At 47.7% G+C, this 12,200-nt stretch carries 10 protein-coding genes; 4 read left to right on the forward strand and 6 right to left on the reverse strand.

Annotation, left to right across the window (positions count from 1 at the left end; translation table 11 throughout):
* Positions 1–93: 93 nt before the first annotated feature.
* The 6 genes from tcyJ to IM265_RS20155 all read right to left on the reverse strand — a co-directional run bounded on the left by tcyJ (position 94) and on the right by IM265_RS20155 (position 7,969).
* Entirely contained in the window at positions 94–894 is an 801-nt protein-coding gene (gene tcyJ / locus IM265_RS20130; protein WP_028013679.1) for a cystine ABC transporter substrate-binding protein, read from the reverse strand.
* Positions 895–980: 86 nt separating this feature from the next.
* A complete protein-coding gene (fliZ, locus tag IM265_RS20135) occupies positions 981–1,532 on the reverse strand; it encodes a flagella biosynthesis regulatory protein FliZ (protein WP_028013680.1) in 552 nt (183 codons plus the stop codon).
* Between the two features lie 54 nt (positions 1,533–1,586).
* Complete coding sequence (locus IM265_RS20140; protein WP_014170714.1) at positions 1,587–2,306, reverse strand: RNA polymerase sigma factor FliA; 720 nt, start codon at positions 2,304–2,306, stop codon at positions 1,587–1,589.
* Positions 2,307–2,475: 169 nt separating this feature from the next.
* Positions 2,476–3,279, reverse strand: coding sequence for a glycosyltransferase family 2 protein (locus IM265_RS20145; RefSeq protein WP_063154951.1), 804 nt, complete (start codon positions 3,277–3,279; stop codon positions 2,476–2,478).
* 68 nt (positions 3,280–3,347) lie between these two features.
* Complete coding sequence (locus tag IM265_RS20150) at positions 3,348–7,025, reverse strand: glycosyltransferase (RefSeq protein WP_063154952.1); 3,678 nt, start codon at positions 7,023–7,025, stop codon at positions 3,348–3,350.
* A 92-nt stretch (positions 7,026–7,117) separates the two neighbouring features.
* Positions 7,118–7,969, reverse strand: coding sequence for a flagellin domain-containing protein (locus IM265_RS20155; RefSeq protein ID WP_063154953.1), 852 nt, complete (start codon positions 7,967–7,969; stop codon positions 7,118–7,120).
* A 367-nt stretch (positions 7,970–8,336) separates the two neighbouring features.
* Here IM265_RS20155 and fliD point away from each other — a divergent pair, with 367 nt between their 5' ends.
* Genes fliD through amyA form a run of 4 tightly spaced genes read left to right on the forward strand, consistent with a single transcriptional unit; the run spans position 8,337 to position 12,107 of the window.
* Positions 8,337–9,773: a flagellar filament capping protein FliD gene (gene fliD, locus IM265_RS20160; protein WP_049000130.1), complete on the forward strand. Its 1,437-nt coding sequence runs from the start codon at positions 8,337–8,339 to the stop codon at positions 9,771–9,773.
* Between the two features lie 9 nt (positions 9,774–9,782).
* On the forward strand, positions 9,783–10,193 hold the full coding sequence (gene fliS / locus IM265_RS20165) for a flagellar export chaperone FliS (RefSeq protein WP_049000129.1): 411 nt from the start codon (positions 9,783–9,785) through the stop codon (positions 10,191–10,193).
* A complete protein-coding gene (gene fliT / locus IM265_RS20170; RefSeq protein WP_049000127.1) occupies positions 10,193–10,567 on the forward strand; it encodes a flagella biosynthesis regulatory protein FliT in 375 nt (124 codons plus the stop codon). The genes fliS and fliT overlap by 1 nt, the downstream gene beginning before the upstream one ends.
* A 52-nt stretch (positions 10,568–10,619) precedes the next feature.
* Positions 10,620–12,107 carry an alpha-amylase gene (amyA, locus tag IM265_RS20175; protein ID WP_047367839.1) on the forward strand — a complete coding sequence of 496 codons (1,488 nt, stop codon included), beginning with the start codon at positions 10,620–10,622 and terminating at the stop codon, positions 12,105–12,107.
* Positions 12,108–12,200 lie beyond the last annotated feature (93 nt).

The following is a 12,200-nucleotide window of genomic DNA, read 5'->3' on the forward strand; positions in this document are numbered from 1 at the left end:
CTCAGACAAAATGTGATATTTTTCATTATGCACGCAGACGCGTAAGAAATAAAAAAGGCGCTTTTAAAAGCGCCTTTTTTCCAGGTCAGCGACTTATTTGGTGACGTCGGCCCCGAACCACTTCTCAGACAGCGCCTTCAGGCTGCCGTCTTTCTGCATGTCAGCAATCGCGGAATCAATGGCTTTCACCAGATCCTCGTTGCCTTTACGGACGGCCACGCCGGATTCCTGACGAGAGAACGCATCACCCGCTACTGCCAGGGTATTGTTGGTTTTCTTCACCAGATCCAAAGCGGCCAGACGGTCAACCAGAATGGCGTCGATACGGCCTACGCGCAGGTCCTGATATTTCGTCGGGTCATCATCATAGGTGCGGATATCCACGCCCTGAACGTTCTGGCGCAGCCACTCTTCGTAGTTAGTTCCCAGACCGACGCCGACTTTTTTGCCTTTCAGATCGGCAGCGGATTTAATGGAGCCTTCGTTACCTTTCTTCACCAGCGCCTGAATACCGGACACGGTGTACGGCGTGGAGAAGTCATACTTCTTCTTACGCTCGTCAGAAATGGTCACCTGGTTAATCACCACGTCAATACGTTTTGAATCCAGCGAGGCCAGCATACCGTCCCATTTGGTCGGTTTCAGGGAGGCTTTAACGCCGAGGTGCTTCGCCAGTTCTTCTGCAAATTCCACTTCAAAACCGGTCAGCTTGCCGTCATCGCCCTGGAAGCTGAAGGGAGGATAGGTTCCTTCCAGCCCGACCAGCAGCGTACCGCGCTCTTTTACTTTATTCAGCAGGTTTTCTGCGGCGAACGTTTTCACGCTCATGCCCGCAACCAGCGCGACGGCCATAACACCCATCAGCGCCTGACGACCCAGAAGTGCAAATTTCATAAATACCCCGATATAGTGGAATTTTTACGTAGTGTAGAGAAATCGCCTGCAACGTCAAAGGCGACTGCGCTACATCTTATTCTTTTTTAATATATATCAGAAGTTGTTCCGGCGAGCGCTTTCTGCTTCACGGAACCCGGCATTTGCACCTTATATTGCGCATACTTGCGCAGCGCAATACGATAGTTGTTGGTGCTGGTTGCAGGCAGCCACGGCTCGAGATTTTCATCCAGGTAACCGGTCTTCAGCAGATCGCGAGAGATATTGTTAACGCTCAGATGCTGCCCAAGACGGCGCAGGCGAACCACATATTCGCGCACGGTGCCGTGGCTCATCTCCGTTTGTTCAAACAGGAATTGTTTGAAGCCGATGATATCGAAGAAGTCGCTTTGCTCTTTGCAGTGGAGATCGCCACAGAAACGGCAAAGCGCCACCCACTCTTTTTGCTCTTCGAGCCACGCGGCTTCATCCATTAACGTGTCGAGGCGAGAGATAGCGATTTTATTCACGATCTCGCCGCGGCGAACCAGCGTGATACGATCGAGTAATTTGTTACAGTGGGCGCAATGCGTCTGGCTGTGTTTAAAGTCTTTCAGGTAGCGGCTTAAAGGCCGTCTTTTAGATTGCTGCACCGTCATGATAACTCCTGGTTGTCAATACGTTGTGCGGCATTTTTCGGGTGATTTGATCACCTATAACTTACCCAGTTTGGTTCGTAAGCGTTTAATGGCCTGGCTGTGCAGCTGGCTAACCCGCGACTCCCCCACCTCCAGAACCGCGCCAATCTCTTTGAGATTAAGCTCTTCCTGGTAATAAAGGGTCAACACCAGCTGTTCGCGCTCGGGCAGAGCTTCAATCGCTTCCATTACGCGCTGGCGTAAATTCCCTTCCATTAAATGGTGTAACGGGTTTTCCTGCTGGTGCTCGTCCGTCACCAGCTCGATGCTATCGCCATGCTCTTCGCGCCACTCGTCATAGGAGAAGAGTTGGCTATTATTGGTATCGAGCAACATCTGACGATACTCTTCAACAGCAATACCAAGACGTTCCGCCACTTCGGTTTCCGTTGCGTTGCGTCCCAGTTCCTGTTCCAGCTGTCCCATTGCATGCGCCACTTCGCGCGCGTTGCGGCGAACGCTGCGCGGCACCCAGTCGCGGCTGCGCAGCTCGTCCAGCATCGCACCACGAATACGCTGAACTGCGTAAGTCGTAAATGCCGTTCCTTGCAGAGCGTCGTATCGGTCAACTGCATTCAATAACCCGATACCGCCCGCCTGTAGCAGATCGTCAAGTTCCACGCTCGCCGGCAAACGCACCTGGAGGCGCAATGCTTCGTGACGCACCAGCGGGACATAACGCTGCCACAGCGAGTGTTTATCCATTACACCTTCAGCGGTATAGAGTGAATTCACGATAAACAGCCCTGCGTTAGTTGAGTTATCGGCATGATTATCCGATTCTGCAGGGCGTTCAATTGGATGAATAGTGGGTGAAATGGGGGGTTATTTTGAGATTAGATCAGGAAAAACAGCAGCCAGTGGTTTTTCCGCAACTGGCTTGCTGAATGTTATAATGCACTCTTTAATAACTAACTGCATATTTTTTATGGATTTTTTCCAATTGCCGAGTGACTTTTTTTGTGTTCTCAATAGTAATATCAGTAGGCATGAGACCACGCTTTTGTTTAAAACGTTGCAAAGCCACTGTCACTATCGCCCTGAAAGTGAGTTCGCCTGAAATTGTGGATTGCTTAGTACTCCATCCTTCATCACCAATATAATCTTGTGAGTCTGCGATGTCTGCAAAATAACCGAACGGAGGATGCATGCCAGCATCAATAATCGCAATAGTATGATCAACATGCTCAAGAGCATTATAGAAACGTTCGTCCATCAGACCCACTGTATCGAGCGCCAGTGCAGTGTAGTAACTAAATGCTCCCACGCAGGAAGGGAACATAAATAGTTTTTCACTTGCATAATCGCACCGCATTCGCACGAGTGGCTGTCCCTGTGGATTAACATTCAGTAACCCATGCTGACTAAAATTAAAATGTTGTATGCCTGTGAGTCGGGCCATTTCAATATAGCGAAGAAAAACATCATCCCGTTTAACAAAAACGTCATCCTCAATAAGAAAATAGTGGTCAACGCCTTTTTCTTGCAGATATGACAGGGCCCGATTTTTGCTGCACCCGACCCCGAGATTTTCCTCATTCAAAATATAACAACAATCAAGACCTGAATACTCAGGATAATGTTGTCCGTCATTAATAATAACCAGTTCATCAATATATTGGCGCGGCAGAGAGTTAAATAGTTTAAGCAAACCGTCTTTACGATTAAAAGTGACGATCCCCACACCAATTTTTTCACCCTGATACATACATCATTTACCTATTCTTCGTTTCAGACACCGCCAGTTTCTGACGCTTTCCCACTTGGGTACAAGCATTAGCCTATCCAGGCACGTTGCCAATCATCCAGACCACTCTCTCTTAGCATCCAGTCTCGGTGTACTGCGTTGCGCAGTTGTTCCCCAGCCTTATTAAGTGCATTCCTGTCGTAAATATGCTCACGAACAGCAGAAATCCACGCACTGGGGGTATTTTTTACCCGATGAACGGGCAGGCCACAGCGATAGGGTTCGATATCGGTGCAGATAATGGGGAATCCACAACTTCCCAGTTCTAAGATACGAAGATTACTTTTACATTCATTGAACCGATTCTGTTCAAGCGGGACCAATGCCAGATCAAGATCAAGTTCACTCAACTTTTGCGGATAATGTTCAAAAGGTACAGGTAAATGGAATTCACAATTGACACCTGCAGGTTTCATCCCCATAAACACCCATTCCACTTCATCCTGTAATTCATGAATGATAGGTAACAATATTTCAAGATCGCCCGTATGGCTCGAGCCTCCTGCCCAGCCTACACGAGGTTTTTTGCCACAACGTTTAGCAGACTTGAGGCTTCCCCACAGTTCCATATCCAGACGATTTTTTGCCACACGGATATCCGAATGGAAACGAGAATAAGCTTCAGCTAGCGGCTCAGTCGAAACAACAACCCAGTCGGCCAGAGCAAGGGCTGAACTCAAGCGATTCTGAATGTCTTTTGGCACATTCTCCCTGAAGATATTTTTCTCCGGGACGTCTAAATAGTAATCATCAAATTCCATAATAATTTTGGCATTACAGACCTGACGATAGCGTTTTACTGTCTGAGGAATATCATCAGCAATAGGTACTTCAAGAATCAGTCGATCGGGCTGGAATTGAGCCACTTCCATCACCGTTGGCAGTCCCAAGATCAATCCACCATCAGCTTTCAGCTCTTGCTGAAGTGCATGAAGAGGTTTAATGACGCGATAATTACCACATCCTGTCCAGTTAATGTGGGTCCCCATGATCACAGGTAACGGCCTTCCTGGAAGCGCATTCGGTAAGCGCGACATACGTGTATTTAGGCTGAATGTCGACCCGAGACGGTTCATATTAGAATTATAATAAGGATCACGTGCCAGTTCTGCTCCCCATTTATCCAGTAGCGCATCATGACATGCTTCATCCGCATGAGTAGCGACTGAAAATTTTTCTGGGAACAAACGCGAAGCTCCGCCAAGGTGCTTAACGCTGCTAAAAGGTGTCCACAAGGTGATATAACCTTGCGCTTTTGCTTTTAATGCCAAATCAACGTCAGCGTAGTAGATCGGGAAATTCTCTTCATCGAATCCGCCAAGCTCATCAAATACTTCTTTACGCATCATCATGCAGGCCGCACTTACTGCATGAGCGCCCCGAGGAATCTTCAACCGGCTAAGAAAGCCGCTTTCTTCCTGAGAGCTTCCTCTCCCACAGACAGTCACGCCGTCATTGATGCCCGTGATATACCCACCATGCTCCAGCGTGCCATCAGGATAGACAAGTTTACTACCTACTATACCGACTTCCGGGCGTTGAGCGAGTTCGAGCAATGCCCCCATCCAGTTGCCTTCATTAATTTCAATATCATTATTCATAAACAACAGGTATTCACCTGTTGCATAACGGCTGGCATAGTTGTTGATAGAGGCAAAGTTAAACGCCGCATCCCAGCGCAGAACTTTAATTTGCGCCAACTGCATGGACTCAAGCTGGTCCAAGTACTTTCTCGCATCTTCATCAGTAGAACCATTATCAACAATAATAATTTCATACTGATGGTACGCCGTTTTCTCCATCAGAGAGTCTATACACCGCTGGAGTAACACCAGACGGTCCCGTGTTGGAATAATCACCGACACCTTTGCGATGGCTGGAAGTTGATACATCACGAACTGAACGCCAGGCTCTTCGCCAGCTACGATCTTTGCATGTATGCCACAGCGTGAAAGATGCGCGGCAGTGATGATTTTCATTTCATCCATGATGGCGGGATTTTTACACCACTCACTAATGCTGATGGCCCCGGAGATCAACGCTTCAGGAATATGGCCGATTACGAGAGGACCTTTTTCTTCAATTAATTTCCAACAAATATCGATATGACTCAAATACTGATAGTCAGTATTAAAGTCATTGTGGCGACTTACTGCATCTTTTGAAACAAAGACACTGGAACCGATGTAAGGATGTGCACGCAGCATATCTATATCACATTCCGGCTTCAGAATTAAGCCATCTTCATCATCATTACGTATAACGAGCTCGTCAAAATACCAAAGTTCCCGCCGGGGATCACGCATCGTAAACTCGGCACAGGTAAGTAGCGCATGCTCTTCCAGAGTATTGCCCGAGTCCATAATGAGCAGATTAGTTGACGTGATTTCATCCACCGCCCGGTTGAGATTATCCACGAAGCGTATTGTCGGGCAATCGTTAATATCAAATGATGGCAGTTTTCCTACTACGATGATTGCGTCGGCACTTAGTGTTTGGTTATTAACAGAAAGCAAACTCGCACGCAGCTTATTTCGATCGCCTTCGCGATCAATAATTATGACAGTAATACTGGCACAGGTAGGGAAAGACTGAAGCAAAGTCCCTATAATAGCGGAACGCAGCGGAGTTGGTTTTCTTTCATTTATCCAACTACTCACCGATCGCGTTGTTTCTTCCCCAAAACTGTCCATAACCTTACGATGAAATTCAAGGTTACTGTGCTGTTCCTGCGAAATTTGTAGTTTTTTCGGCGCAGGTAAACGATCCAGTATCTTGCCAACGAAGGTGTCTAAAGAAAATTGCGCGTTTGCTTCAGCCCGGTATTCCCAGGCCCAGCAGGCTGCCTGCGGGTAACCGTCAAGGATTTCTTTGACCCAGCGGTTTTGGTTAACAATTTTGGAAGCACCTGTCAGTGCAAAATGATAATCAGATCGTTCCAACAGATTTGCTTCTGTTAGATAACCATGCGAGGAAATACCGTCTGATATCACAACCGGCAACCCCATACTCATGGCATATACAGCGCGCGCTTCATCGCCAATAATTAGTTGATATTGTGACAGCAATTCTGGCGTTACAGGGCCAGGCGCAGAGTCCAGATTATAATAATCTAGTTCAATATTTTTGGTCTTGAATAACTCAATAAGCTCCACTAAATTCTTATTATAACCAGTGGAAATCAGCAGTGCTTTTTCGAGTTTATCTGTGAAGTCCCTTCCGGCAGAAGAAAATTGATTATTAATGGTAAGCGGAAAAATCTTGATCCGCGGTTGTTTAATGCCCTTTTCAACTAAGCGGACATAGCTGGCGGTTGAGCAGGCAAAACTGGTGCTAGAAAGCGCATTTTCAGCATCTGCACCATAGGGTAAATCATAGTCAGCATAGCTGTAAAAATGATGAAAGAAGACCCTGGAAACACAATCTCCTCGCATAAAAGTCGTATTCAGTACGGCCGGGATATAGCCGTTAAATATCCACATCAGGTCGTAGGAAGCATGCAACTTACCATTGGGTTGTTCCAATAAACGAATGTTTTTATTTTCATTTATGACATTTAAATTGTTGAGCCAATACCGACCCGTTGTTTTGGCAACAACATCGACCTGCCAGTTATGACGATGAAAATATTCTATCAAATCAAAAAATATACTCTCGTGTTGACCGTAGTGTTCGAACCTGTCAATGGTAAGTAAAATTTTGCGCATAATATTTTCAAGTCTATCAACATAAAAGTGGAGTGAGGCAATATAACAAAAACCCGGCAACGCCGGGTTTTGAAATATCAAGGGCGTAAGAATTAACGCAGCAGAGACAGCATTGCCTGAGGTACCTGGTTTGCCTGAGACAGTACAGAAGTACCAGCCTGTTGCAGGATCTGTGCACGTGACATGTTAGACACTTCGGTTGCGTAGTCAGCATCCTGGATACGAGACTGTGCAGCAGACAGGTTAGTCACTGAGTTGTTCAGGTTGTTAACTGTAGATTCGAAACGGTTTTGCATTGCACCCAGGTTGCTACGCGCGCCGTCGATACCTTTAAGAGCAGTATCAACTGCATCAATAACCGCTTTTGCAGTGGCGTTGTCGCTAATTGCTGCAGTGCCGCCAGAAAGTGCAGTACCGGATGCCAGGGAGCTCAGCTTAGCATTGATCAGAGAATCAGAGCCAATGCTGATGGTATCACCGGTTTTAGTGTTCGCACCAACCTGAATGGTTACGCCGCCGCTCTGAGAACCATCCAGCAGGTTTTTACCGTTGAAGTTCGCAGCACCTGCGATACGGTCAATTTCAGATAGACGCTGGTTGATCTCGGTATTGATAGAGGCCATGTCAGTATCTTGGTTGGTGCCGTTTGCTGCCTGTACAGACAGTTCACGGATACGCTGCAAGTTGGTGTTAATTTCGTTCAGGTTGCCTTCAGCAGTCTGAATCATAGAAATGCCATCGTTGGCGTTACGAGCAGCCTGAGTCATGCCCTTGATCTGTGAATTCATGCGGTTAGCAATCGCCTGACCAGCAGCATCGTCTTTCGCGCTGTTGATACGCAGGCCAGAAGACAGACGCTCAATCGCGGTACCCAGAGCAGACTGAGATTTATTCAGGTTGTTCTGAGTAGAAAGGGATAACAGGTTAGTATTGATTACTGACATATTTTAATTCCTTCAAATTGGATTCTAGGGTCGGTGCTTAACACTCACGGCGTCTCTCACCGTCAAAAAGGTTATCGACGAACGTCATGAAGACTTTAGAATTTTCATTGAGTTTTTTTTAATTAGCTGATTTTAAATGAAAAATATTCATCAGCATGGTAAAAAACCACGATTTCAACTGGCGTTCAGCCTTTTATTGCAAGAAGAAATATCCCCGAACTGCATCCTTCCTACCGATAACAAAGAGGGTATATGCCGAAAGGAATGCCGCTTATTCTGCCGATAATTTTATCAACTAATGATTAAACTATTTTCTCCTCTCGCCGATAACTAGCTGAAACTACCATTGACTAAAGGAAACAATCTAATGGCAAGTGCAACAATCAGTAGTCTTGGCGTCGGCTCAGGTTTGGACTTACAGACGCTCTACACTAACCTTGAAACCGCTGAAAAAACAAAATTAACAACAATAACGAATCAGCAAACCTCTTATAATGCGCAGCTCAGCGCATTCAGTAAGCTGCAAAGTGCGATGCAAACGCTCAATACCGCCACTGCAGCACTCTCTAAAACTGACACATGGAACGCAACAGCAGTCGGATCGACCAATACCTCCTTTACGGCAACCACGGCAACGGGAGCCACCGTCGGCAGCTATACCGTTCAGGTTAAATCGCTGGCAAAAGCACAGGTACTGACTACTGCGAGCCAGGCTAGCGCGACCTCGCAGTTAGGCGCAACAACGGGTGGAACTCGTACGATAACCATTGCACAAGCCGGCTCGACAACGCCGCTGACCGTTACGCTCGGTGATTCCGATACCTCATTAAATGGAATCGCCAGCGCGATCAACAAAGCGAACGGGAACGTTACTGCTACCGTCATTAAAGCGAAAGACGGTGACTACACTTTAATGCTGACCTCTAAAACATCTGGTACAGCAAATGATATGACGGTGAGCGTCTCGGGCGACAGCACATTACAAAATATCATTGGATATGATTCTTCAACTCACACAGGCGTGATGAATCAACAGACGGCATCCAAAAATTCGCAAGTTATTATCAACGACATCACGATTGAGCGTTCAACTAACACGATTACTGATGCCCTGCCGGGTATTACCCTGAGTCTTAAAAATGAGAGCACGAGCAGTGAAAATCTGGATATTACTCGTGCTGCTGACACCACTCAAAAAGCCATAACTGACTGGGTAACTGCCTATAATGCTTTACAGTCGACCATTACATCCGTCACCAAATATATAAAGGTTGATGCCGGTGAAAGCCAGTCTGCAAATAACGGCGCGTTAATTGGCGATAGCACGGTACGCTCGGTGCAATCTCAGCTACGCGGATTATTAACTGAGGTGCAGTCAGGCTCTTATGCAATTCTGGCTCAGCTGGGTGTCACGCAAGATACCGCGACGGGGGCCGACGGTTCGTTAGGCAATCTTAAGATTGACTCGACCAAATTGAGCAAAGCGTTAACGGATAATCCAGAAGCGGTACAGGAATATTTTGCCGGTGATGGGAAAGCAACCGGCCTTGCGACACAAATGGGCACGATGCTCACAAACATGTTAAGCACGACCGCGGGTAAAGAAGGGATTATCAAGAATGCGACTGACGGTATAAACACGACGCTTAAAACGCTTGATCAACGCTATGACGCGATGGAAGCAAATATAGAAGCCACAATGGCGCGATATAAGGCGCAATTCACGAATCTGGATACGTTGATGAGCAAAATGAACAATACATCCACCTATCTGAAACAGCAATTTAGTTCGTCCAGCAGTTAAGGAATAATCATGTACTCACAAATTGGTGCGCGTGCATATCAACAAATCGGTCTTGAAAGTGCGGTAATGAGTGCAAATCCGCACCAACTTGTGACCATGCTTTTTGACGGGGCACTCAGTGCCCTTGTCCGTGCTCGGCTTTTTCTCAACGAGGGTCGTGTTGCCGAAAAAGGTGAAGCTTTGTCGAAAGCGATAAATATCATCGACAACGGGTTGAAGGCTGGTTTGAACATGGAGATTGAAGGTCCGCTTTCTGCGAACCTTGCAGCACTTTATGACTATATGATTCGTCGTCTGTTACACGCTAATTTACGTAATGACGAAGGGGCAATTGTCGAAGTTGAGGACTTATTGAATAACATTGCTGACGCGTGGAAACAAATTGGCTCTAATGTCTCCTCTCACCAGGATAATTTTTAATGAACAACCCCAACTCTGCTCTTAGCGCCTGGCAGGCGCTACATGATCTCAGCCTTTCAATGCTCAAGCTGGCTAAAGCAGGCCAGTGGGACGATCTCATCACGCAAGAAATCACTTATGTTCAACTTATTGAAAATATTTCGCTTAATCCAATAGCATCAGCACCACGGCCCCATATCGAACAGGCCAGATTCTTGCTTGAAAACGTGCTCAAAAATGAAAGTCAACTCAAAGAGTTACTGGCAATTCGAATGGATGAGCTTAGGCATCTCATCGATCAAACCGGCAAACAGCAATCCATCACCTCTACCTATGGAAAGCTGTCAGGGAATATTCTTTATCCAGAAAGTGTTACCCGCGACACACAACTATGATTTCTTCATCCATACTCCAGAAGTCTGCCATATGGCTTCTGGAGCACGGACGATGAAAAACCCCACCCTGTTACAATGCTTTCACTGGTATTACCCCGCTGGCGGTGAATTGTGGCGAGAAGTCACGGCGTTAGCCCCCAATCTTAATGAAATCGGCATCAACATGATTTGGCTGCCGCCCGCGTATAAAGGGGCTTCCGGCGGATATTCGGTTGGCTATGACTCTTACGATCTGTTTGACCTCGGCGAGTTTGACCAGAAAGGCAGTATCGCCACGAAATACGGTGACAAAGCGCAGCTGCTGGAAGCCATCGACGCCCTCAAAAGCAACGAGATTGCCGTCCTGCTGGACGTGGTGGTTAACCACAAAATGGGGGCAGATGAGAAAGAGCCTGTCCGCGTGCAGCGCGTGAACGAACAGGACCGTACACAAATTGATGATGAAATCATCGAGTGTGAGGCCTGGACTCGCTACACCTTCCCCGCCCGCGCCGGGCAATACTCACAGTTTATCTGGGATTACAAATGCTTTAGTGGCGTCGACCATATTGAAAACCCGGATGAAGACGGGATCTTTAAAATCGTCAACGACTACACCGGCGAAGGCTGGAATGACCAGGTCGATGATGAGATGGGTAACTTCGATTACCTGATGGGCGAAAACATCGACTTTCGCAATCACGCCGTCACCGAGGAGATCAAATACTGGGCCCGCTGGGTCATGGAACAGACGCGCTGCGACGGTTTTCGTCTGGACGCCGTCAAGCATATTCCCGCCTGGTTTTACAAAGAGTGGATTGAGCACGTCCAGGAAGTCGCCGAACAGCCGTTGTTTATCGTGGCGGAATACTGGTCTCATGAGGTGGATAAACTTCAGGCCTATATTGACCAGGTCGACGGTAAAACCATGCTGTTTGATGCCCCCCTGCAGATGAAATTCCACGAAGCGTCACGTCAGGGACGAGATTACGACATGAGCCAGATCTTCACCGGTACGCTGGTGGAGGCCGACCCGTTCCATGCGGTGACCCTCGTCGCAAACCATGACACCCAGCCTTTGCAGGCGCTGGAAGCCCCGGTCGAAGCCTGGTTTAAACCGCTGGCGTACGCGCTGATCCTGCTGCGGGAAAACGGCGTGCCGAGCGTCTTCTATCCGGATCTGTTCGGCGCAAGCTATGACGATACGGGAGGGGACGGTGAAACATACCATATTGATATGCCGGTGATTGAGCAGCTTCACGAGCTGATCCTCGCCCGCCAGCGCTTTGCCCACGGCGTGCAGACGCTGTTTTTTGACCATCCTAACTGCATCGCCTTCAGCCGCAGCGGCACGGAAGATGATCCCGGCTGCGTGGTGGTGATGTCGAACGGCGACGACGGCGAGAAGGTAATTTGCCTGGGGGAAAACTACGGCAACAAAACGTGGCGTGATTTTCTCGGCAATCGTGAAGAAACGGTCACCACGGCGGCGGATGGCGAAGGCACCTTTACCTGTAAAGGGGGAAGCGTCAGCGTGTGGGTGATTGAGGATGCGTTGTAGAACGGGAAACGTGCGGCCTGATGCCCTCACCCCGTCCCTCTCCCACTGTACGGTCCGGGGACATAGTGAACACTTGTTCGGGGACATGGTAGA

Origin of the sequence: Enterobacter cloacae complex sp. P17RS (assembly GCF_014895885.1) — a bacterium.
GTDB classification, from domain to species: domain Bacteria; phylum Pseudomonadota; class Gammaproteobacteria; order Enterobacterales; family Enterobacteriaceae; genus Enterobacter; species Enterobacter bugandensis.

What these genes read in the sequence shown, in the direction of transcription:
- tcyJ (WP_028013679.1), bottom strand. Translation starts at nt 894, where the DNA reads ATGAAATTTGCACTTCTGGGTCGTCAGGCGCTGATGGGTGTTATGGCC.
- fliD (WP_049000130.1), top strand. Translation starts at nt 8,337, where the DNA reads ATGGCAAGTGCAACAATCAGTAGTCTTGGCGTCGGCTCAGGTTTGGAC.
- IM265_RS20145 (WP_063154951.1), bottom strand. Translation starts at nt 3,279, where the DNA reads ATGTATCAGGGTGAAAAAATTGGTGTGGGGATCGTCACTTTTAATCGT.
- amyA (WP_047367839.1), top strand. Translation starts at nt 10,620, where the DNA reads ATGAAAAACCCCACCCTGTTACAATGCTTTCACTGGTATTACCCCGCT.
- fliZ (WP_028013680.1), bottom strand. Translation starts at nt 1,532, where the DNA reads ATGACGGTGCAGCAATCTAAAAGACGGCCTTTAAGCCGCTACCTGAAA.
- fliS (WP_049000129.1), top strand. Translation starts at nt 9,783, where the DNA reads ATGTACTCACAAATTGGTGCGCGTGCATATCAACAAATCGGTCTTGAA.
- IM265_RS20150 (WP_063154952.1), bottom strand. Translation starts at nt 7,025, where the DNA reads ATGCGCAAAATTTTACTTACCATTGACAGGTTCGAACACTACGGTCAA.
- IM265_RS20155 (WP_063154953.1), bottom strand. Translation starts at nt 7,969, where the DNA reads ATGTCAGTAATCAATACTAACCTGTTATCCCTTTCTACTCAGAACAAC.
- fliT (WP_049000127.1), top strand. Translation starts at nt 10,193, where the DNA reads ATGAACAACCCCAACTCTGCTCTTAGCGCCTGGCAGGCGCTACATGAT.